The organism is Klebsiella sp. MPUS7 (assembly GCF_009905335.1).
In the GTDB taxonomy this organism is placed as follows: Bacteria; Pseudomonadota; Gammaproteobacteria; order Enterobacterales; family Enterobacteriaceae; genus Klebsiella; species Klebsiella grimontii.
Genome location: NZ_CP047604.1, coordinates 1,944,918 through 1,967,684, shown reverse-complemented (window position 1 = coordinate 1,967,684; position 22,767 = coordinate 1,944,918). Strand labels below are relative to the sequence as shown.

Genomic DNA, 22,767 nt, shown 5'->3' with positions numbered 1-22,767 from the left:
AGGCAACGATGGCTACGCTGAATAAAGCGCTTACGCGGCCTGCCGCCATTATGGGTATTCCTCTTGTGCCGTTCGTTCTTGTCAGCGGGGCCATCGTCCTGCTGGCGGTCTATGTCAGCTATTACCTGGCGGTTCTGCTCATTCCTGCCTGGGCGGAAATGAAAAATAAAGCCCGAAAGGATATTCATTATTTCAGCCTGCTCTGGCTGGCGTTTAAAACCCGTGGACGGCTTTTCACCAATACCCATTTTGGCGCGAATGCCCTTCTGGCAAACCAGTACGATAATGTTGATGTCTCGGAGTTTATTCAGAAAATGAAATTAAACGAGCGTATTACGCTGGATAAATATATTCCGTATTCCTCCCATATTCACCCCTACGTCATCAGAAATCGTCACCGTGATTTTGTTGCCACCTGGGAGCTGGGCGGCACAGTCTTTGAATGTGAAGACGAACATCACCTGACCCTGATGGCCACGCACCTGAATAACGTTATTCGTTCGTATGAGGGGCTGCCGGTAACATTCTATATTCACCGGCTCCGTGAAAAATACCATGATACTTTTGAAGCCCGTTCGGGTATTCCCTTTTCCGATGAGGTAACACGGCGGTATTACCAGCCGGTAAAAGAAAAACCGTTCTGGCGGCACCGGCTGTTTTTTACCGTCTGCTACGCGCCGTTCTCTGCGATTGAGAAAAAAACCATGAAAGCGCAGCCGCCCGGTAAACGCCAGCCAGCACTGGAGGACGCGCTCAAAATCATGCTGGAATACCGCGACGCGCTGGAGTCTGCGTTATCCCGCTATATGGCAATGCCGCTGGGGATATATGAAGAAAACGAGCGGGTGTATTCCTCACAACTGGCGTTCTTTCATCGTCTGCTTACCGGCCAGTGGCAGAAAGTGGCCGTAACGCGCTCACCATTTTATGAAACGTTAAGCACGCCGGACGTGTTTTTCACCACCGACACTGGTGAATGCCAGACGGTCAGCGGTTCCCGCTTCTTCCGCAGCCTTGAGATTAAGGATTATTCCCCGGAAACCCATACTGGTATGCTGGATGCGCTGCTGTACGCCGAAAGCGAGTATGTTCTGACGCAGTCCTTTACCTGCATGGCACGGGATGAAGCGCAGGATCATATCCGGCTGGCGGAAAAACGGCTGAACTCAGCGGACGACGACGCGATTTCCCAGCGCGAAGAGCTGATTGTCCTGCGCGACCTGCTCCAGTCCGGGCATGTGTCGTGCGGTAAATTCCACTTTTCCCTGCTGATCTCCTCAGACAGTGCCGGGCAGGTGGTGAAGGACACTAACGTTCTGGCCCAGCCCTTCGCCGATCTGGGTATTATGACGACGCTCTCCACCCTGTCACTGCCCGCCGCATATCTGGCGCAACTGCCGGGCGTCTATACGCTGCGTCCCCGACTGGTGGCCGTCAGCAGCCAGAATTTTGCCGATATGGCCTGCCTGCATAACTTCCATCCCCACAAACGCAGCGGCAATCCGTGGGGGGAAGCCATCGCCATCCTCACATCGCCCGGCGGTGGCGGGTATTACCTGAACCTTCACGACAGCCAGGCCGGACGGGATGACACCGGTGAGAAAACGCCGGGAAATACGGCGATTATCGGGAAAACCGGCTCCGGCAAAACCCTGCTGATGACCATCCTGCAACAACTGATGCAGAAGTACCGTAACCCGGCGTCGTTTGCGCCTTCTGCCACCCTCAAACGGCTGACCACGGTGTATTTCGATAAGGACCGGGCGGCGGAGATGGCGATCCGCCAGGCGGGCGGGCGTTATTTCCGCATCCGTACCGGCGAGCCCACCGGCTTCAACCCGTTTGCGCTGGAGCCAACCCGCCGGAACATCAGTTTCATCAAACGGCTGGTGCGCATGCTGTGCCGCCGCAACGGTAAGCCGCTCGATCCGCGCGATGAGGAGCGGATCAGTGCCGCCGTTGACACCATCATGCTGGACTATCCGCCGGAGTACCGCCGGTTCGGGATCACCCGGCTGCTGGAAGTGCTGCCGGAGCCGCCGACCACAGACGCCCGCACCAACGGGCTGCGTATCCGCCTGAAACAGTGGGCACAGGGGGGCGAGTTCGGCTGGGTGTTTGATAACGAGGCTGATACTTTCACCATCAGCGATGTCGATAACGTTGGTATCGACGGCACCGAATTTCTGGATGATGACGATATTCGCGGCCCCGTGACCTTTTACCTGCTGTATCGCGTGACCAGCCTGCTGGACGGTCGCCGCCTGGTGATGTTTATGGATGAGTTCTGGCGCTGGCTGTCCGATGTCGAATTTTCCCGCTTCTCACTCAATATGCTGAAAGTCATCCGCAAGCTGAACGGTATCTTCATCCCGGCAACACAGTCACCGGATGAAATCGTCAGACACCCCATCGCCCCGGCGATTATTGAGCAGTGCGGTACCCAGATTTTCCTCGCCAATCCGAAAGCCAGCTATGCGAATTACGTGGAGAAAATGAAAGTGCCGGACAGCGTTTATGAGACGGTCCGAAACCTTGATCCGGGCGAGCATTATATGGTCATCCTGAAAACACCGTTGCAGGCCGGAGAAACCCGCCCGTTTGTGGCAATGGCGAAAATGGATTTGTCCGGACTGGGTAAACTCACCCGGCTTCTCAGCGGCAGTGAGGACAACCTGAAAATATTCGATGCCATTTATCAGGACGGTATGCGACCTGATGAATGGAAAGACGCTTTCCTTGAGCGGGCCATCTGACAGTAGACCGGAGGTAATATTAATGCGTACCCGGGATCACCTTCTGGCATTATCGTTATTTTTCTCGACGCAGGCGTTCAGTGCCGGAATACCGGTTTTCGACGCCGTGCAGAATACCGAATCCATTAACCAGTGGATGCAGAAATTACAGCAATGGGAGGATACGGTTACCCATTATAAAAGTGAACTTGATGCGTATAAAAAACAGTTAGCCACTGCAACCGGCGTACGGGATATTCAGGGTTTTCTCAGTGATGCCCGGAGCCTGAAAACCGATATTGATAATCTCCGTAAGAGCGGTATTTCACTGGATGATCTGCTGACCACGAAAAACAGTTCATATTCTGCTGAACTGCAAAACCTTTACAGCAAATACAAATCGTTCAGCGTATGCAGCGAGGAACAGGAAGGAATAAAGTCTCAGGCCCTGGCCGAAAGTTGCAAACAGATAATCCTTAATCAGGCAATGGCGATTGAGAATACCACTGACGTTGAAAACAGGATCAACAGCACACTCAGCGATATATCAGACTTATCTGACCGTATATCGAATGCGCAGGACTCGAAAGAGTCTCAGGATCTGGCTAACGCCATTGCGGCGAAAAGCGTACAGTTAAATGCGCTGACGAATCAGTGGGAGATGTCTGTCAGACAGGCTGAACAGCGAACGACATTGCTGGAACAGCAAAGACAGAAAGCCTTTGAACAGCAGCAGCTAACGGCACCTGTTGCTGACCTTAATAATTTATAAGGAGGTTATTCGTGCTCAGATCCTTATTCACCTTATGCACACTCTCAGGCGTGATATTACTGTCCGGCTGCAAGGAAACCAAATCCGAAGCCTGGTATAAGCAGCATCCTGACGAAACTTATGCGGTTTATATGCAATGCCTGAAGGATGGCGAGGCAAGCGATAACTGCGAATTTGCCCACCGGGCAGCACTTATGTTTGCACAGGAAGGCCAGACCGGGGTTAAGGAGAAATTCGGGGCGATATTTCAGCAGGAAGCTGAAAAACGAAATGCAGTGACACAGTAATTTCTCCTCCAGCAAAACAGGGAATCCTCCCTGTTTTCTATTTCCTTTCTTTATATATCAGGTGAGGCACCATGTCCGGTGGTATTTTTGTGGGTATGGACAAAAACATCATGGATGGACTGAATGCCGTACTGGAAGGCCAGTCTTCCACTTACGGCACGATGATCAGCGTCATCATCGTCAGCTCTTTTACCTTATTTATTCTCTATCGCGGTTATCAGACGTTGGCTGGCAAACTCCGGACCCCGGTAGAAGATGTCGCCTGGGATGTGGGGCGAATGTTGCTGATCACCACCTTTGCATTAAACCGGGATGGCTGGCTGGATTTGGCGGTAGCGGCTATCCAGGGACTCAAAGACGGTATCAGCGGCGATCATAACGTCTGGGCCCTGCTCGATACCGTCTGGGAAAAGGCACAGGCGCTGGGGCAAAAGTTATTTAATATGGACACCTCAACTTACGTCAAACTGAATGGCGGCCTTGCTGAAGTCCTAGTATGGGGTGGCGCAATCGTCTTGCTACTGGCTGCAACCTTTGCCAACCTGCTCGCCGAAATCACCATCCTGTTAATGACGACCACCGCGCCGCTCTTTATTTTCTGCCTACTGTACGGTTTTCTTAAGCCGATGTTTGATAACTGGCTGAAAACGATTTTCGCGGCAATATTAACGATCATGTTTTCTGCCTTATCCATCCGTATCGCCATTAATTACCTGAATAAAATACTGGATGCTGCAACAAAAACATCCGCTGAAACCAATATGGTCACGCTGGCGGCACAGTGCCTGCTGGCCGGGATTGCGGCAGGTGTGGTGGTCTGGTTCTCCGCGAAGCTGGCCAGCGCACTCAGCGGGGCCGCCGTACAGGCGGTGCTGCAGGGGGCAGCCATGAGTGGTCTGAGCGGACTGGCGAATAAATCCGCCGACCTTACCGGTCCGGGTGTAAAGGGTGGTGCCCGCCTGGCTGTGAAAGGCGGCATGGCCGTCGCCGCGGCGACCGGCGCAGGCGCGGGTAAAACCGTGAGCGCCTGGCAGAAACGCGCCGCCGCCATCGAAAGCATGAAACGCCTGCACCGGCAGCGTCACCGTTAATCCTCCCGACCCTTAATTTCCTTTCCCCGTCACGCGGTGGCCTGCGCCACCGGTACGGCATTCCTGCATCCATTCGATAAGGGGCTTCCATGAAATTCAGCATCTTCCTTCTGATGCTGTGCGCGCTCACGGGCTGCGCACAGCATCAGGGCGACCTACCGCCGGTATCCGGCGAACCCGAGCCGGTGAATTCCCCCGCCATCATTCAGGAGCTGGCTCACCATGTCTAATATTCAGAACATTGTTAATGTTTCCCGCTCTTTTGAATCCATCCTGCTGGAAAAGGAAGAGCGGTCCCGAAAAACCGCCTGGCGGGTGGCCGCTGCCGGACTGGTTCTGGCCGCAATGGCGATTGCGGCCATTATTATTCTGCTGCCGCTGAAAACCACCGACACTGAATTATGGTCAGTGGATAAACAGACCGGTCGCTATGAATATATGACCCGCGTGAAGGAGCGGGATATTGCTGCTGAAAAAGCGCTGGCACATTCACTGGCAGCACACTATGTCAGACTTCGCGAAGGATATAATTATTTCTCCCTCCAGCGTGATTATGACGACGTGCAGTTATTTAACAGCGACAGCGTGAACCGGGACTATCTGGACGGGTTTAACGGCGACCAGGCACCGGACGTGATTTTTAACAAGGCGGAATATATTGTTGATATCGACATTATTTCCAATGTGCATGCGCCTGCCACCGGGCCGGATAATCTGGCAACCCTGCGTATCAAGCGCACTATCCGCCGTATTGCTGATAATTCCGTGAAAACGGATGTCTGGAATATCCGCCTCACATACCGCTACGTCCCGCACCGGCAACTGACCGACAGCCAGCGCGAAGTGAACCCGCTGGGCTTTATCGTCACCAGCTACCAGCGCGACAAAGAGCTGAGGGGGGAATGATGCTGAAACACATTCTGCTCCTCACGGGTTTACTGGCGTCATGCGTGGCATGGAGCTCGGCGACACCGCGCGGCAGCGCGTATGACAGCCGGATGCAGAACGTCACGTACAACAGCCAGAACGTCACGGTCGTCAGTACCCGACCCGGCTACGTCACCATGCTGGTATTTGATGACGATGAAACAGTCATCGATGCGCAGGCGGGTTTTCCCAGAGGCTGGACCGTGACGAAAAGCGATAACCGGGTGGGTGTCAGCCCGAATCCCATCGCCCAGCCAGTCACGGATGCCAGCGGCAACAACATCAGCCAGGTCTTTCTGCCGACGGCAAAAGACTGGAAAACCAATCTGTTCGTGGTGACCTCGAAGCGCGATTACAGCCTGGAGCTGAACGTGCTGGACCGCGACTCGCCCGCTCAGGCCTTTGTTATCCGCTACCGCTATCCCGACGAACTGCGAAAAAAGACTGCAGTTGCCAGCGCCGCCCGTCAGCAACATCAGCAGGAAGCACTGGACCGGCAGCGGATATCGGCGGCATTCGGGAAGGCCACCACGCCGCGCAACTGGCGCTATACAAAACGGGTGGCAGCTGGCTCAGCCTTCATCGCCCCGGACTTTACCTGGGATGACGGTCGTTTCGCGTATATCGGTTTTTCCCCCACGAAAACCCTGCCTTCTGTCTTCCGGGTGATTAACGGCCAGGAGCAGGCGGTCACGCCCGGAACGGTTAAACGGGGCAACCACACCGTGATGGTGGTTCCGGCATCACCGCAGCTGGTTCTGCGTTACGGCACCTCGGTGGTGGGGATCGAAAACGACGGATTCGGGCGTATCCCGCTGACCAACAGTGGCACCGTTTCGCCGTCCGTTACGCTGGAGGCAAAATGACCGAAAAATCTTTCCCGGACGAACCGGAAAAAACCACCGCAGAGCGGGAAGCGGAAGCCCGTGAACGCGCCCGCGCGGCAATGACATATCAGGAGCCGGAGCAGAAAAAGCCGCCCGGCCAGCCGGAAGTGACCCGTTTCCGTAAGGCGTCCGGTCGCCGCACACTGATCGTCAGCCTGCTGAGTCTGGTCCTGGTCATCGCGCTGGCATCCGGTGGCGATCGTCTTCTCAGCGCCCTGAAAAGGGATGGTGAGAAAAAATCTGACACCGCGCCGCCGCCCTCTTCCGGGGCGGTGCAGCAGGAGCGTAAGAATCTGGGCATGGACAGTAACCCGTTTGGCCTGTTCGGGCCAGGGAGGCAGGAAAGCGCAGGCCCTGCCAGTCAGAGCGCCCCGGCCACTCCAGCTCTGCCGCCTGGACCACCCGCCCTGAACAAGGCGGCAGCACTGACAGACGGGCTGAACAGCGGCAGTACAGGGTCAGGCGACAATACACGCTCGTCCCGAAGCGGTTTGCGCAGCAACACGGAAACGTCGGGCAGCCAGTCAGCCTCCACGGCGTACACATCCTGTCAGTCGGTACTGGTCAGTGGCGAAGATGGACGCCTGCGCTGCCCGGAAACGACAGCACCGGCAGGCAGCAATAACAACGACAATCCGGGCGTTGCCCGCGTCACCGGTGTCAGGCGGCTGGGCCTTGATCCCGATCTCTATATCCCGGTAGATCACTATATTCCGTGTTCGATGATGCGGCGCTTCGTATCCGATGTTGGCGGTCATATCTCCTGCCTGATCGGTGAGAATGTCTGGAGCGCCAGTAACCATGTGAAGCTGATCCCGGCAGGAACGGTCGCCCGTGGCGTCTACCGCACCGGCGCACTGCAACACGGGCGCAGCCGGATGTTTGTGCTGTGGACGGAGCTGCGCACACCGGAGCCCGGCAGCCTGCAAATCCCGCTCACCGATACGCAGGCCACCGGCCCGCTTGGTGAGGCAGGGATCGCAGGCTGGATCGACAGCCATTTCTGGGAGCGTTTCGGCAACGCCCTGATGCTGAGTACCGTACAGGACGTGGCAGCAGCGGCATCAGATGCCGCGCCGGGTAAAGACCGCAATACCGACTATACCGAAAATACCCGCGCCGCCACGGCGGAAATGGCGAAAACGACGCTGGAAAACAGCATCAGTATCCCGCCCACGATGTACCTGAACCAGGGCGATGTGATCGGCATCATGACCGGCACGGATATTGATTTTTCCTCTGTTTATCAACTACGGCTGAAAAAGAAATGGTATGAACGCTGAAAACCTGTCACTGGACTTTATGAAAAACCGGCTCTTTGGTGATTTTCTTGCGCAGGATGGCCTGACAGAAATTGCCGTTAACCGACCGGGCGAACTGCATACGAAAATCCGGGGGAATTGGCAAAAACAGGCATCCCCGATCACGCTGCGTCAGTGTCATGCCTTTGCCAGGGCGCTGGCATCCTGGCAAGACGACAATATTGACGATACATCACCCATCCTTTCTGCAACATTAAGATCCGGCGAACGTATTCAGGCGATTATTCCCCCGGCCTGTGAGCGTAATACGGTATCCATTACGCTGCGCAAGCCTTCGTTTGAGCAGAAAACACATCAGTCATGGATTGATGCAGGATTTTATCAGCGTGTGGCTGGTCAGGAGAAAACGGAAAGCCAGGATGATGCACTGGTTCAGTTATATCACAGCGGGAATATCCCCCGTTTTATGGAAAAGGCCGTGGAATATGGCAAAACGATTTTTATTGTGGGTGAAACCGGCTCCGGTAAAACCACCTATATGAAAACGCTGCTGCATTATATTCCACTGCATCTTCGGCTGACCACAATCGAAGATAATCCCGAAATCCATTTTTATCACCACGCCAATTATGTGCATCTTTTTTACCCGGCGGATGGCGGGGATAATGCCATTGTCACCCCCGGCAGGCTGATCCGTGCTAATTATCGGATGAACCCTGACCGGATATTACTGGCGGAAATTCGTGGGCGGGAGGCATGGGACGCGCTTAAAATTATTGGTTCCGGGCATGAGGGATTAATCACCTCCCTGCATGCAGGCAGCCCGGAAGAATGTATTGAAGGGATCATTGACCGCTGCTATGAAAACCCCGACTGCCGGAATATTCCTTTTGATGTGCTGTTACGCAAGGTACTTAAAAGCATTGATGTCATCGTCAGTATTGACATACACGGCGATGTGCGCCGGATGAGTGATATTTACTTTAAGCCAGTTCATTTAAAAAGCATGAAAGAGGCATTCAGACAATAACTCTGGCAAATAACATTACCCTAAATACGCAACCTTTCATTAATCATACCGGTGACTGAAATGAAGAAAGTCATACTCTCCTTATTATTTCTCGGCGTTATGGCGTCATGTTCAACATCCGCAACGACCGCTGAAGCCTGCGAAGTGGTTTTATGCATGTACGGTAAAACAACGGGAAACAGCGGCAGCAGTGAATGTCATTCCGCTGAACGGGCATTCTTTAATATCGTGAAAGAGAATAAACACGGTTTTCTTCCTGACCATACGGCCGATGCCAGAAAATCGTTTTTACTTGAATGTGTTTCGGCAGACCCGGCGGCTATCAGTCAGGTCATCAGTAAATATGGCCGCGTTCGTGGTTAATACTGGCGAGACGGGCGGAGAGCGTGACGGTTTTCAGGTTTTTATGGCTTCTGTTTTTCGCGGATTAAGGAGCGAAGAAACAGGGGCCGTAAAAATGAGGCAGCGGACAGAAATATTTTCACGGGTTAAGGAGCGAAAATAATTCAGGCACCGCGCCTCACCTGCAAACAGCCGCGCCCACGCGGATTTTGCAGGCCGGGGGGAGCCGGATAAATTTCGCCGCCCCAGCGAGCGAAAAGCTGTCGCCCACGACAGCGGTTTATTTGGGGGGCATCGCCCCGCACACCGTCGCAGATAAGTCTCCGGCCAAAAGCCGGTAGCGTGGCGCGACCACCCTCTTTAAAGGTCAGCTTCCCTTTTATTCCCGCTACGAGGAACGAGTAAAGGGAAGAAAAAGGCGAAAGCGACCGTCTTAAAGGGGGTGGTCGCGCGTAGCGTGCGACGGTGTGCCGCCGTTGACCCTGGGGGTTTTGGCGCGGCGTCCAGATGCGACATTACCCCCATGTGACATGCAGTGAGAGCGTCCAGCCCGAGCGTAATGTCACACGCCGTTGCCCGTCATTCGGGCGTTTCAGGAGACGGACGACCACTGGTCGGCTGTTTTCTGAAAGCGCGGATCACGGGCATGAGCGTCGGAGACGTTCAATGCTTTTCATTCTTTTATGGGCGTCATCAATAGGCGTCGCGTATGGGCGTGGGGTGTGACGTCCATTGGTGACGCCCATGTGATGCGCCGTCACACCGAAATCAGACCGGAGATCACTGCAATGGGAACTCATCTGATGCAAAGGCTGAATGCCTTTTCGGATGCCTTTTCTTTTTTTCTGCTGTGGCTGCAACACAACCCGGTAATATTATCCATATTTGCCGGGCTGACGCTGCCATTCATCTTTCATCTGCCACGTGAAGAAAGAAAAAACGCCCCCTTCTGGTTAAAATCGGTGGCGGGTATATCCACCTTCTTTTTCATATTTGGCACCCTGTCACCGCTGACCATTCAGGGGCTGAGTTTTTTCTTTAAAGTACTCGACAATAACATTCTGCTCAGATTATCACTCTGGATACTGACTGTCGGATTTACCCTTGCTGGTCTGGCTTTTCATATTACTGCCCGAAGGCTTCTGGTCGGAGAAGTCGACAGTCTGAAACATCGGATGATTAAAAAAAGCAAGCTGGAAAGAAATGTCAGAACGGATGTTCGTGAAGTCAGAGACATGTTACCTGACAGCATTGCATATAATCCGCTGGATTATATTGACCTCAATAACGGTATCTTTATCGGACTGGATAAAGATAATCAGCCGCAATATATCACCCCCGAAGAATTTCAGACCCAACATGCCGACCTTATCGGCACCACAGGCTCCGGTAAAGGGGTGAGCGTCTGTGTTCTGCTTTATCAGGCAATACTTGCAGGTGAAGGCGTGTTTGTCGAAGATCCCAAAAATGATGAGTGGGCACCACATGTTATGCGGGAAGCCTGTCAGAAAGCTGGAAAAAAATTTGTTCTTATTAACCTGAACGACCTTAATTTCCAGCTTGATTTACTGGCTGATATTTCTCATGAACAACTGGAAGAACTGTTTAATGCCGGTTTCAGCCTGGGTAAAAAAGGCGAAGGTGCTGACTTTTATCGTATTGCCGATCGCCGTGCAGCGAGAAACACGGCTGCTATTTATGAAAATGGCATGACATTACGTGATTTATTCAACACTGACTTTGTGAAATCTCTCAGTGAAGATGTGCCTGCTTTTTATGGCGAGCTTGAGGAAATCGCTTTAGTGAATTCCATTAATGCCCGCAACGGATTTTCCTTAAAGACCATTTTTGATGAAGGCGGATGCTGCTACATCATCGGCTCGATGCGTAACCAGAAAATCATATCGGCTCAGCGAATGATTTTAACTCGCCTGATTCAGATAGCCGAAACGCGTGATCGGATAAAAGGCAAACCTCGTCCTGTCGCTATTTTCCTTGATGAACTCAAGTATCACCTGTCCCGCCCTGCGCTTGAAGGACTTGGCGCAGCGAGGGATAAAGGTGTGCATATCATCATGGCTCACCAGTCGGTAAAAGATTTATATGACTGTCCGGCAGATCTGGAGGGTGATGCCGTTGCCGGTTCGGTGATTGAGAATTGCAAGTTTATGCTGGTTTATCGCCTTCGCGATCCGGATACTGCCGACTGGGTCGCCAGAATGACAGGCTCTATACTGGTTGACGATGAAATGAGGAAAGTTAAAACGGATATTTCCCTGACGGAGAAAATGGAAACAGACAGGATGATCCGCCAGGCTGAACGATATTATATAGACAGCAATATGTTGCTTAACCTCCCCCAATTTGTTGGTTTTGTTTTTACCCAGAATGACCTAGCGAAGGCAACCAAACTATCCCACATACCTGTGAAAAAGAAATATATCGACCTGTTTTCATTTGAGCATAAAAACCCTTCGCACACCGAAAAAGAAAGCCAGAACCACAAACCCTCCATTAACCTGTGAGGCTATCTATGCTTATTCATAACGTTGCTGAAAGAAATGAAACCGCAAAAAAGAGAATGCGGGCATTGTTGTATTTTCTCAAAGAAGAAACATTTTCTGATTTCCGGACCTTAAAAAAAGTTGTCGGCTATAAAGGGAAACATAACCATGCGATGTATAACCTGCTTAATAAAGCGGTTGCGATGGGCTTCTTGAATAAACATAAATACCCGGTATTGACCGGAAAAAAATCATTGTGGGGGATCACCATGCAGGGACTGGCAATGGTGGTTAGCGCTAATGACAAGGTTTTCCCTGCCTATTTTGAGCCGGGCAAACTCAGACACTGGACGCTGGAGCATCGCCTGTTAAACCAGCGGGTCAGGATCGCACTAGAGGAAAAAGGCGGTACGGGCTGGCTTAACGGCGATCGGGGAGAGTTTATAGCGCGATATCCGGGTGTCCGACACCGACCAGACGGCATTATTACCTTAAGCAGCGGCGCCATCGTTGCGGTGGAAACAGAGCGAACGATGAAAACACGTGCCCGTTACCTCAGCATCATTAACAGTCATCTGGCCGCCAGCGACGCCGGGCGCTGGCACTATGCGATGTATGTGATGCCGGATGATAAAACCAAGGAGTCGCTGATCAGGCTGTTTGCCAGCATCAGGACGGTGATGAGAAACATTGTGCCCGTTCCGTTTGATGCGAAAAACCGCGAGATGTTTCTGTTCCGCACAATTGATGAACTGGAAGAGAGTATCAATGATAAACAGGAAGCCCCTTCTTCATCAGCTCATGGCGATGACGGGAGGGAATACCATGCATGACGTTCTGACCCATGGCGACTGCCTTGACGTACTGCGCAGTATGCCGGGCAACTCGGTGGACAGCATCGTGACCGACCCGCCCTATGGTATTAAATTCATGGGTAAGGCATGGGACTATGATGTTCCTTCACAAGCCATCTGGGAAGAATGTCTGCGCTTACTTAAACCCGGTGGTCATCTGCTGTCCTTCGCGGGATCCCGTACTCAACACAGGATGGCAGCGCGTATTGAGGATGCAGGATTTGAAATACGTGACATGATCGTATTTCTCTACGAGACCAGCACTGCTGCTCAGGTCCTCATTGAAAGTTTATCGTCGGATCAGCTCAAATTGCTGGATGCGGCATTCGGACATGACGGAATGCTGGGATGGGTATACGGCTCGGGTTTTCCTAAATCTCATAACGCGTTGAAACCGGCTCTGGAGCCTATTACCCTTGCCCGTAAGCCATTCAGGGGATCCATGGCATCGAACGTTCTCGTTTATGGTACCGGCGTTCTGAATGTCAGAGAATGCAGGATCCCTCTGGCAGAGGGGGAATCCCCCTATGATTATCCAAATGGACCGGGAGGTTCCGATCCTAACCACATGTGGCGAGGCAGAAATAAAGGTGACGGGGGTATCGCCAGGCAAGGAAACCCCGATGGCCGATGGCCTGCCAATCTTATCCATGATGGCAGTGATGAAGTACTTGCTATGTTCCCGGATACTCCTCAACAGGCAGAAATTAGCAGCGCCAGTCGGTTTTTTTATTGTGCGAAAGCCAGCAAAAAAGATCGTGGTGAGCGTAACAATCATATGTGTGTAAAGCCCACCGAACTGATGCGTTACCTCTGCCGCCTGGTTACCCCTCCAGGCGGCACTGTACTTGATCCCTTTATGGGGAGTGGAAGCACCGGCAAAGCTGCGGCGATGGAAGGTTTCTGTTTCATCGGTATTGAGCGGGAAGCGGATTATGTGGAAATTGCTCACGGGCGTATTGCGGCAGCACGGAGTACCGCAGCTCGTTCTGGTGATGCAGGAATACACATTGACAATTGAATTCGGGTAAAATGCCTCTAAAAATGTTAGCGAAGATTTGAGCTAACATTTTTATGGCTCAAGGCCATAACCTAACCTGACAGACAGCTTTGTGCCAAAAGCGGACGTTGCTACCAAACAGTCTGAGTGATTCAGCAAAGCGTCAGTCGTCATATATTTTCAGGACAAAGATGCACGCGGAACCAGTCAACAACCCTATTTATGACAACGGGTTGATACCAGTGATCATCACCGTGTTCTGCGCCTTCGATAAGGACGTAGTCCGCTTTGTTTCCCGATTCCAAAAGGGCTTTGTAAAGCGTTGCGCTCTGTTTAGGTGATACTAATGTATCCTTACTTCCATGCATTATTAGGAACGGAGGTTTACATCCCTTGAGACGCCCTATGGGGCTTGCATTTATCGCTTTTTCAGGTACAGAACTGATTGAGGCACCTGCAAAATTCTTGAAAGCCACACCATTAATTAGCAGTGACTCCGTGACTGCAGGAGACTGATGCACTTTTTGTCGGAGATCCGGAAAACCGTCACCTATGTTACGCAGATCTGATATTCCGTAAAGCGTAGCGACAGCCTGCACATCAGCGGACTGGCTGAGAAAATCGCCGTGATCGAATGACTTATCGCCATTAGTGGTACCAAGCATCTGCGCCAGCCAGCCTCCAGCAGAATCGCCAATTACACCAATTCGTGAGGGGTCAATGCCATAATCATGGGCATGTTGACGAAGGTATCTTACTGCTGCTTTAGCATCTATCACTGGCGCAGGGAAAGTATCAGGAATTGTCCTGTATTCTGCCGCTGCAACAACAAAGCCAGCCTCCGCTAAAGCCATGCGCATCTCCACAAATTTGTTGTGTTCAGCGGTCATAAACCCACCCCCAGGAAAATAAATGATACCTGGTTTCAAAATGTTGGTACGAGGAACAAGAAAAGACATATGCAATTGCCTGACAGAACGAGTTTTTTTTACTGTCTCATAAACCACATCACTAATATTATCTATAGGGGTTTTAGTCAAGGCGACTTGGATAATTTTCGCCCCATGAACATAACCAGGAAGATCATGATAATTAGAAGATATTTCATTGTTTTCTTTAGAAATCATAAAAAAACACCAGTTTTTAAATATTGTTTCACCAGCCCATCTATAATTCTGAAAGGGTAGGCCATCCTGTCAGATAATTTTCAAGGCCGAATTAATGGTAGCAAAAAATAAAATTCGCTTTAACACCCATTTGAAATATGTACAGACTAACATTGATGTCAGACATACGTAAAATATAATCCTCTGTAATTACACCATCCCGACCAAGCTTGGTGAAATCGGTTCTGTCTCCGGATGACTACTGTATACATACATATCGAAAGGCTCATCAATTCAAACACTTGTATTATCTACAAATCACAAAAAGTGATATTTATATTCATAGCCAGTTACGCCCTTGGGTTATTGTTATTTTTTTCATATCTCAACCGGTCTTCACGAAAGCGATCAGCATTATCGACAATCCAGGTCCACAGCGGGATCATTCGCACAAGTAACTCCATACCTGTATCGGACAGCTCGTATTCGACTCGTGGCGGGATTTCACTGAAATCATGGCGAATAACCAGTCCGTCGCGCTCAAGCTGTCGTAATGTACGTGTCAGCATGCGCTGAGTCACTCCGTGCATACGCCTGCCAATTTCGGCGTGACGTAGTCTGCCATAAACGCCAAGCGTGTTGACGATACCCAGTGACCATCGACTGCCTGCATGAGCCAGTACCTCCCGCCGCAAGCCATCATCATCGTCTCTCAGACCCTTACAAACAGCCTGCGAATACTGAAGAATTTCGTCCCGATCCATTTCACAGATTCCCGGTATCATACGTGTACCTTCTTTTTTAGCCTGTTATGAATTGCTAGAGTGGCGCAACAATTCATGTAAGGCCAGATTATGAACAAAACTGATCTTAACGCTACGTCTGAGAAAATCCTCGTGCTCGGTGCCGGTGAGCTGGGCCTCCCCGTTCTGCGAAATCTTGCCCTTCGGGCAAAAGATGTGGAGGGAACGAAAATCAGCGTACTGCTGCGCGAAAGTACCGTAACGTCAGATGAACCTGTAAAAAAATTAGTTATCACGGAAATCAGAAACCTCGGTATTAATATAGTCACGGGCGATCTCGTCATGAGTTCTGTCGACGATTTGGCCAGCCTCTTTGCGCAATTTGACACAGTCGTTGGCTGCACGGGGTACGCGGCCGGAATAAATACACCAATGAAACTGGCGCAGGCGGCCCTGCAGGCGCGAATTCCACGCTATTTTCCATGGCAGTTTGGTGCCGATTTTGATGCCATCGGACGTGGCAGTCCACAAGACATCTTCGACGCGCAGATTGACGTGCGTGATTTACTACGCAGCCAGCATGAAACTGAGTGGGTCATCATTTCGACCGGCATCTTCATGAGCTATTTGTTCGAACCAGACTTCGGTGTGGTCGATCTGCAGAACGATACTGTTCACGCACTCGGCAGCATTGACAACACCATGACGCTGACAACACCTGATGATATCGGGGTGCTGACGGCAGCGATCGTATTTACAACTCCTCGCATCCGTAATGAAATTGTGTATATCGCCGGTGATACACTGACCTACGCAGAGGTTGCAGATAAGCTGCAATCAGCGCTTGGCCACCCTTTCGACTGCACGGTATGGAGCGAAGAATATCTGATAGATAAACTGGCGCTCAACCCACAAGACATGATGTCTAAGTATCGTGCCGTTTTTGCGCAGGGGCGGGGAGTTGCATGGGATAAAAAGCAGACATTCAATGAACGCCATAACATTCGGGTCACCGATGTGGCAGCCTGGATTAATGCAAACCTGGCCCCGGGCAGCTCGCTATAAACGTATTTAAGCTGCTGTAATAAATACCAGAGTCTTTCTCCTGCCTATCCGAATACGGTGATGAGAAAGACTCTGTTCCCCCTGTTGGCACTGATAGCAAAGCGGTTATGCTGTGTGCGCTGAAAACCGGCTCTCCGGTAAACCGGGGAATACGGCTGATTTCGCTCTCAGCAGCGCTCCATCATGCCTTGACGGCACAGAAAGACCCACGCTGGCACTGGTACAATACAGCGTTGTGAATGCTTCTCCCGCGAGTGTCGGACAAGTGCTCTGAATTCCTGGAGAGGGCAGTATACGGTCCGTCGTTCCGTCCGGACGATAACGTACAACACGGCTTCCTCCCCATTCGGCATTCCAGATATAGCCCATTGCGTCCACGCAGGAGCCGTCAGGCGCCCCCTTTCCTTCTGTTACAGTGAACACGCGCTGGTTATTCATAGAGGGGTAATCACAGCACATTATACGGCCCTGCATCGAGTCACAGTAATACATCGTGCTGCCGTCCGGACTGAAGCAGATGCTGTTCGGGATGGCCACCTCAGGCAGGGGTAGAGTCTCAATGCTGAGTGTCGCTGCATTTAGCCTGTGAAATCTTCCTATGACTTTCGCGGGGTACCCGTCATCCATGGTCCCGAAGACGAAATTACCCTCACGGTCGCACCGACCATCCCCTGTCCGTGTTCCCGGTCCTCCTGGTGACGCCACTATCGGCATAAAGGTACCTGTATTCAGATCGCAGAAGGCGAATCTGGATGCCAGCCCCATCAGTAAAACGTCAGGATTTTCAGTAAGTGCAAACGAACCGAGGCGCTCCGGCAGGGACCAGCGCATCACAACACTGGTGTCTTCTTCAAGGGCAAGCAGTTCGCTGCCTTCAATGTCAGTCCAGTAAATCCTGCGTGTCCTCTCGCACCAGATTGGGCACTCTCCCAGCAAATTTCTGGCATCAGCAGCCACTGAAAACATGTTATTTCTCCCGCATATAAAAGTTTCGCATCGCCTGACCAAAAACTTACGGCCATCTGCACTATGGCAGAGCGCCGTAAGGAGTAATTCTCACCCTGTCAGGGCAAAAAACGCGCTGAAAGTTTGTCACCAAAAAGCATGATGGCGAGACCTGCCAGCATGACCAGCATGCCCCCCAGTTTGAGCAGCGAAACCGGTCGCCTAACAGCACCCAGCAGACCGAAATGGTCAATCATTTGCGACGAGAGTAATTGCCCAACGATTGCCAGCCCTAGCAGAGCTGAAAAACCGATTTTCGGTGCCAGCACCACGTAGCTGAACAACGCACAGGCACCGATCAGGCCGCCCGCCAGACTCCACGCAGGCTGCGAAGGAATAGCAGCGAGAGAGGTAAATAACCCTCCACGTAGCAGCGAGTAAATCCCGAGGCTCAACGCCCCGGCCGTAAAGGAAAAGAACGCGGCGGTGACCGGATCTCCGCCGAGCCCTTTTGCGAGCTGACTGTTCAGTGTCGTCTGAAGGGTAATACCCAGGCCCGCTGCAAAAGCTATTACGTAATAAATCGCGCTCATGCTGTTATTCCCTGTCAGTTTGCCTGGACCAGCGGCAGGAATTTTTCCGCAAAGATGTCTGGCTCATACCCTGCTGCCGCAAATAGATGCTCGCGTGACTCATCAATGGCGGCGCGAAGGCGCTCACTGTCCACACCCAGCACTTTGCCGTTCTGCTTGACGATGCGCCCGCCGATCATCACGGTATCGATGTTGCTGCGTTCAGCTGCATGTACCACCGTTCCGAATGCATTTCCGTTCGGGTAAAGGTTGAGGTCAGCCGCGTTAATCAGGATCAGATCGGCCTGTTTGCCCGGCGTCAGGCTGCCTACTTTATCCTGCAGACCGGCACAAAATGCACCATCGACCGTTGCCGATTTAAGCAGCTGCGCTGCCGGGATCGTTGTCAAAGAATGATCTGAATCACAGCAGTGCTGCTTATGCATACCCATTACGCGCTGCAGATAAAACGCCACGCGCATTTCCATAAACATGTCGGTGCTGTAAGACGTTTCGTTATCCACGCTCAGACCCGGTGTAATGCCATGACGCTGCGCAGCCTCAATAGCAAACATCCCGCTTTCAATACCGTAGTGCGAATCTGAGCGCGGGCAGACGTTTACCCGCACGCCGGCTTCACGCAGGATTTCCCAGCCCTCATCAGGCAGCGCGGTACAGTGGTTAAAGATATTGTCCGGACCCAACAGGCCCTGCTGATGCAGCGATTCAAGCTCGGAGGCCATCTCAGCACCAAAGAACTCGGTCACGATTGGCAGCCCCAGCCTGCGGGCCTCGGCCCACAATTCCGGCTCCAGCTGGGCCATGACGCCGAGCGTCACAAGACTATCAGGATTATCCCTGAAATATTTTTCCTGCAGACGCTGCCAGTTGCCAGGCCAGTGCGCTTTATCCCATTCGCCTGCTACCGGCGCACCGGACGCATGAATAGCGCGAATACCGGCATCAAGCAGGGCTTCAACGGCGGCGTCTGAATGCGCTGCGGTACGGCTGTTGTGCGAGTTATCGATCATGGTAGTGATACCCGCATCAATCGCGCCCAGCGCCGTCAGCAGGTTGCCAACATAGATATCGGCAGGCCGGTAATATTTCGCGAACGAGAAATGCGTGGCATTGCTGTAGTCGTCCAGACAGGTGGCGTTGGGGTTGATGCGGCGCAGCTGACCTTCCCAGGCGTGACGATGAGAATCGACCATCCCCGGCATGGCAATCATATTTGTGGCATCAATGACTTGAGCACCCTCGGCGTTCAGGTCCTTGCCGATTGCGGTGATGGTTGAACCTGTGACAAGAATATCGCCACGTTCATGGTTACCAACATTCTCATCCATACTCAGTATGGTTGCACCGCGGATCAGGGTTACCGGCGCATTTTCCGTCTGATTATTAACAATATTTCTGATGTAATCGGTCATTTTAAGTGTCTCTTTCAGGTTCAGAATGGAAACAATACGCCTCCTTTTTAAACTGAAAAAGATGACTAACTTGTTTTCATCATTCAGAATTTACGAATAATGAGCATTATCACCGTTACATGCTATTCAGGAGTGCAGTCAGGTGGATCGTATTCAGGCTATGCAGGTTTTTATAAGGGTGGCTGAGGCCGGAAGCTTCGTCCGGGCCGCGGAAACACTTTCCCTGCCTTCTTCTACTGTTACCAGCACCATCAAAAACCTGGAGAAATATCTGCAGGTGCGTCTGCTGAACCGGACCACAAGACGTGTCAGCCTTACTCCGGAAGGTCTGCAGTATCTGGCGCAGTGCCGGGAAATTCTGGCCTTAGTTGAACATACGGAAGCCAGTCTGGCCGATTTGAACAGGCGCCCCCGTGGCCGTTTACGCGTTGATATGCCCGGCGGTATAGCGCACTTCATCGTCATGCCAAACCTGAAAGAGTTCTACAGCCGTTATCCTGACATTTACCTGATGACCGGCGTCAGCGACCGGCAGGTTGACCTGGTTCAGGAGGGTGTAGACTGCGTGATCAGAACCGGAGAGTTACTTAACTCCACGCTTGTAGCTCGTCCGCTCGGAGAATTTCGCTGGATAACCTGCGCCTCTCCCGACTATCTCAGGGAGTACGGTATTCCGCAGTCACCTGAAGATCTGTCTCATCATCGGGCTATTCATTATTTTTCCGGACAAAGCCGGCGTACAGACGAATTGCGTTTTGTAAAGGGAACAGAAACGCTGTCCGTATCCGTCAGTGGGCAGGCAGCCGTCAACGAGACGGGGCTTTATATAAAAATGTGCCTTGAAGGGTTCGGACTGGCGCAGCTTGCTGAAAATGTTGTAGCAGAACACCTGGAGAAAGGAACGTTGGTTGAAGTTCTGGCCGACTGGCAGCCGCCGTCTGTTCCTGTCACGCTACTTTATCCTCATCAACGTTTTCTTTCCCCTGCTGTACGTGCATTTGCAGACTGGATAGGTGAAATATTCAGTTGATACGCCTGTCACAGCTCCCCGTTGCACATTAAAAGTCGCCAGTATTCAGGGCCCCTGAACGAGCGGCAGACTTTGTTTCTGCGGGTAAGATCCTCCCGGAGCAGCGACTTCCCGGAGAAAGGCACTACTCAATAATTCACATCTCCGGTTTATGGAGGATGCCAGCTAAGAGCGCCAGCAATATCCGGGCCCGCTTTCAACTGAAGTGTCTGAGTAAAATACTTTCAAGGATGTGAAAAACGGTCCTGATGCGCTGCGGTACCAGGGTCTGATAGGGCCTGTAAAGATAAAGCTGCCAGGTTTCCAGTTTCAGTTCGGGCAGGACATTGACCAGCCTGCCGTCTTCAAGGTATTCCCTGCAGGCCAGATTACTCGACTGAATGACAGCTTTACCGGCTAACGCAGCCTGGATCTCCGACTGGGAGTCGGTGGTAAAAAACTCCAGATGGCGCGGTACAAAAGTATCAACGCCATCGAGCATATATTCGAATACTTTTCCGGTTTCAGGATTCAGCAGGCCACTGAAAGGGTAGCGCTGGCGCAGATCGTCGAAATTTTTCGGCGCGCCCAGCTTCTCAATGAGCCCGGGTGATGTCATCAGCGCGTGATGAACCAGCGTAATGGGCCTGACGATAAAATTCGGGTTTGGCTCCCGCTCTATACGGATCCCCATGTCAATGCGGTTCTGAACAGTATCCAGCTTCATCATGTCTAACCGCCAGTCTATAAACAGCTCAGGATAAGGATCGAGGGAGGTAAGAAGCTCATATAACACCTGCTCGTGGCCGGGAAACCGGAATAACGTGATCCTCACAACGCCCTTCATGTCATTGTCATCTCGGGCCGTCTGAAAAAGGGCCTCTGAATCTTCAAGTAGCCGCATGGCCTTCGGCAGGAAAAGCTCACCAAAGCTGGTCAGCACAATTGATCGGGTATTCCGCTTAAAAAGTGGCTCGCCGAGCTGATTTTCCAGTTCGGCAATAGTCCGCGTCACCACTGAAGGGGAAATGGCCAGTCTGACTGCTGCTTCACGAAAGTTCATCGTTTCTGCAGCGGCAACAAAAAATTTCAGCGCATCAAGTTTATTCATCATTATTGTGATTTTAGCAATTCTGACTTTCTAAATTAACAATTTTTCAGCAACAAATCCAGCCGTATACTTAACGTCTCAGAATCAGAAATGCTTTAAAAAAGGGTTAGATAATCATGAAAATGAGAAGGTTAGGTAGCCAGGGACTTCATGTCTCGGAAATGGGGCTGGGGTGTATGGGCATGGACCATGGCTACGGCTATTCAGTTGAAATCCGTGAGCGAACAAAGCTGATAGACAAGGCTGTAGAACTGGGCTGCAACCTTTTCGACACTGCCCCCATTTACGGATTTGAAAACGAAGAACTGCTGGGTGTTGCGCTCAGCAAACACAGGGACAACGTTATCATCGCGACCAAATTCGGCGTGACCGGAATGGAAAACATTGATGGACAGCTGGTGCCGGTATTAGACAGCCGTCCGGCGTCTGTCAGAGAGCAACTGGAAGGTTCACTCAGTCGTCTGCAAACCGACCATATCGACCTGTTTTATCAGCATCGTGTCGATCCAAAAGTTGAGCCGGAAGTGGTGGCGGGATTAATGAAAGAGCTAATCGCGGAGGGGAAAATTAAGTACTGGGGCTTATCCAATGCGCCCGTATCTTACATACGCCGGGCTCATGCGATCTGCCCGGTCACCGCGGTCGAAGACCAGTATTCAATGATGTGGCGTAAACCTGAGCAGGATTTGTTCAAAGTCTGCGATGAACTTGATATTGGCTTTATGGCCTACAGCCCGCTGGGTAATGGATTCCTGAGTGGTCAGGTTACCGCTGATACAACTTACGGGGAAGGCGATTACCGGGGCATGATGGGGCGCTTCAAACCTGAAGTAATGGAAAATAACCAGGCGCTACTGGATTTGATTGCTCAAATCGCGGAAAGAAACAACGCAACTTCAGCACAGATTGTTCTTGCCTGGGAGCTGGCTCAGAAGCCTTACATCGTACCGATCCCGGGAACAACGAAATTACACCGGCTCGAAGAGAATTTTCACGCCGCAAATATTCAGCTCAGTGACGCTGAATTAAATGATATCAATGAAGCTTTATCCCGGCTTGAAATTGACGAAACATTCTTCTGAAGAATAAGAG

General features: G+C 51.7%; 22 protein-coding genes. 16 read left to right on the top strand and 6 right to left on the bottom strand.

The annotated features are described in order from the left end of the window. Positions 1 to 8 precede the first annotated feature (8 nt). From GUC22_RS09225 to GUC22_RS09170, 13 genes are all read left to right on the top strand, one after another. The gene (locus tag GUC22_RS09225) at positions 9 to 2,756 is read left to right on the top strand and encodes a VirB3 family type IV secretion system protein (RefSeq protein WP_049082429.1); all 2,748 of its coding nucleotides are present in this window, start codon (positions 9 to 11) and stop codon (positions 2,754 to 2,756) included. A 22-nt stretch (positions 2,757 to 2,778) separates the two neighbouring features. Beyond that, the gene (locus GUC22_RS09220) at positions 2,779 to 3,507 is read left to right on the top strand and encodes a type IV secretion system protein (RefSeq protein ID WP_032754836.1); all 729 of its coding nucleotides are present in this window, start codon (positions 2,779 to 2,781) and stop codon (positions 3,505 to 3,507) included. 11 nt (positions 3,508 to 3,518) lie between these two features. Beyond that, positions 3,519 to 3,794 carry an EexN family lipoprotein gene (locus GUC22_RS09215; RefSeq protein ID WP_032754838.1) on the top strand — a complete coding sequence of 92 codons (276 nt, stop codon included), beginning with the start codon at positions 3,519 to 3,521 and terminating at the stop codon, positions 3,792 to 3,794. Between the two features lie 71 nt (positions 3,795 to 3,865). Next, positions 3,866 to 4,885, top strand: a complete 1,020-nt coding sequence (locus GUC22_RS09210; RefSeq protein ID WP_032754840.1) for a type IV secretion system protein — start codon at positions 3,866 to 3,868, stop codon at positions 4,883 to 4,885. A gap of 89 nt (positions 4,886 to 4,974) precedes the next feature. Then, the gene (locus GUC22_RS27260) at positions 4,975 to 5,115 is read left to right on the top strand and encodes a hypothetical protein (RefSeq protein WP_032754842.1); all 141 of its coding nucleotides are present in this window, start codon (positions 4,975 to 4,977) and stop codon (positions 5,113 to 5,115) included. Next, positions 5,108 to 5,791, top strand: a complete 684-nt coding sequence (locus GUC22_RS09205; RefSeq protein WP_032754846.1) for a virB8 family protein — start codon at positions 5,108 to 5,110, stop codon at positions 5,789 to 5,791. The genes GUC22_RS27260 and GUC22_RS09205 overlap by 8 nt, the downstream gene beginning before the upstream one ends. Then, on the top strand, positions 5,788 to 6,678 hold the full coding sequence (virB9, locus tag GUC22_RS09200) for a P-type conjugative transfer protein VirB9 (protein ID WP_176518970.1): 891 nt from the start codon (positions 5,788 to 5,790) through the stop codon (positions 6,676 to 6,678). The genes GUC22_RS09205 and virB9 overlap by 4 nt, the downstream gene beginning before the upstream one ends. After that, positions 6,675 to 7,982 (top strand): VirB10/TraB/TrbI family type IV secretion system protein, encoded by a 1,308-nt coding sequence (gene virB10, locus GUC22_RS09195; protein WP_049082428.1) that lies wholly within the window; start codon positions 6,675 to 6,677, stop codon positions 7,980 to 7,982. Before virB9 ends, virB10 begins: the two co-directional genes overlap by 4 nt. Then, entirely contained in the window at positions 7,972 to 8,991 is a 1,020-nt protein-coding gene (gene virB11, locus GUC22_RS09190; RefSeq protein ID WP_032754854.1) for a P-type DNA transfer ATPase VirB11, read from the top strand. The genes virB10 and virB11 overlap by 11 nt, the downstream gene beginning before the upstream one ends. 60 nt (positions 8,992 to 9,051) lie before the next feature. Then, positions 9,052 to 9,354: a TrbM/KikA/MpfK family conjugal transfer protein gene (locus GUC22_RS09185; protein WP_072032071.1), complete on the top strand. Its 303-nt coding sequence runs from the start codon at positions 9,052 to 9,054 to the stop codon at positions 9,352 to 9,354. 767 nt (positions 9,355 to 10,121) lie between these two features. Continuing rightward, positions 10,122 to 11,858: a type IV secretory system conjugative DNA transfer family protein gene (locus GUC22_RS09180; protein WP_049082426.1), complete on the top strand. Its 1,737-nt coding sequence runs from the start codon at positions 10,122 to 10,124 to the stop codon at positions 11,856 to 11,858. Between the two features lie 8 nt (positions 11,859 to 11,866). Further along, entirely contained in the window at positions 11,867 to 12,670 is an 804-nt protein-coding gene (mobC, locus tag GUC22_RS09175) for a MobC family replication-relaxation protein (protein WP_032754861.1), read from the top strand. Then, complete coding sequence (locus tag GUC22_RS09170) at positions 12,663 to 13,712, top strand: DNA-methyltransferase (protein ID WP_049082439.1); 1,050 nt, start codon at positions 12,663 to 12,665, stop codon at positions 13,710 to 13,712. Before mobC ends, GUC22_RS09170 begins: the two co-directional genes overlap by 8 nt. Positions 13,713 to 13,861: 149 nt before the next feature. On the opposite strand, the gene GUC22_RS09165 is transcribed toward GUC22_RS09170, so the two are convergent. Both GUC22_RS09165 and GUC22_RS09160 read right to left on the bottom strand, forming a co-directional pair. Beyond that, entirely contained in the window at positions 13,862 to 14,818 is a 957-nt protein-coding gene (locus GUC22_RS09165; RefSeq protein ID WP_012539955.1) for an alpha/beta hydrolase, read from the bottom strand. A 329-nt stretch (positions 14,819 to 15,147) separates the two neighbouring features. Continuing rightward, positions 15,148 to 15,582, bottom strand: coding sequence for a winged helix-turn-helix transcriptional regulator (locus GUC22_RS09160; RefSeq protein WP_012539944.1), 435 nt, complete (start codon positions 15,580 to 15,582; stop codon positions 15,148 to 15,150). A 69-nt stretch (positions 15,583 to 15,651) separates the two neighbouring features. Between GUC22_RS09160 and GUC22_RS09155 the strand changes: the two genes are divergently transcribed. After that, positions 15,652 to 16,605 (top strand): aromatic alcohol reductase, encoded by a 954-nt coding sequence (locus GUC22_RS09155; RefSeq protein ID WP_049082425.1) that lies wholly within the window; start codon positions 15,652 to 15,654, stop codon positions 16,603 to 16,605. Positions 16,606 to 16,710: 105 nt separating this feature from the next. Here GUC22_RS09155 and GUC22_RS09150 read toward each other — a convergent pair whose 3' ends face one another. The 3 genes from GUC22_RS09150 to GUC22_RS09140 all read right to left on the bottom strand — a co-directional run bounded on the left by GUC22_RS09150 (position 16,711) and on the right by GUC22_RS09140 (position 19,555). After that, positions 16,711 to 17,571 carry an SMP-30/gluconolactonase/LRE family protein gene (locus tag GUC22_RS09150; protein WP_012540029.1) on the bottom strand — a complete coding sequence of 287 codons (861 nt, stop codon included), beginning with the start codon at positions 17,569 to 17,571 and terminating at the stop codon, positions 16,711 to 16,713. A gap of 98 nt (positions 17,572 to 17,669) precedes the next feature. Next, on the bottom strand, positions 17,670 to 18,143 hold the full coding sequence (locus GUC22_RS09145) for a DMT family transporter (protein WP_046622862.1): 474 nt from the start codon (positions 18,141 to 18,143) through the stop codon (positions 17,670 to 17,672). A 14-nt stretch (positions 18,144 to 18,157) separates the two neighbouring features. Continuing rightward, complete coding sequence (locus tag GUC22_RS09140; protein ID WP_032700794.1) at positions 18,158 to 19,555, bottom strand: amidohydrolase family protein; 1,398 nt, start codon at positions 19,553 to 19,555, stop codon at positions 18,158 to 18,160. Between the two features lie 142 nt (positions 19,556 to 19,697). Here GUC22_RS09140 and GUC22_RS09135 point away from each other — a divergent pair, with 142 nt between their 5' ends. Further along, positions 19,698 to 20,585 (top strand): LysR family transcriptional regulator, encoded by an 888-nt coding sequence (locus tag GUC22_RS09135; RefSeq protein WP_032700793.1) that lies wholly within the window; start codon positions 19,698 to 19,700, stop codon positions 20,583 to 20,585. Positions 20,586 to 20,781: 196 nt separating this feature from the next. Here the strand turns inward: GUC22_RS09135 and GUC22_RS09130 are convergent, their stop codons facing one another. Continuing rightward, positions 20,782 to 21,675 (bottom strand): LysR family transcriptional regulator, encoded by an 894-nt coding sequence (locus GUC22_RS09130; protein WP_032700859.1) that lies wholly within the window; start codon positions 21,673 to 21,675, stop codon positions 20,782 to 20,784. A 116-nt stretch (positions 21,676 to 21,791) separates the two neighbouring features. Between GUC22_RS09130 and GUC22_RS09125 the strand changes: the two genes are divergently transcribed. Next, the gene (locus GUC22_RS09125; protein WP_032754870.1) at positions 21,792 to 22,757 is read left to right on the top strand and encodes an aldo/keto reductase; all 966 of its coding nucleotides are present in this window, start codon (positions 21,792 to 21,794) and stop codon (positions 22,755 to 22,757) included. Positions 22,758 to 22,767: the final 10 nt, after the last annotated feature.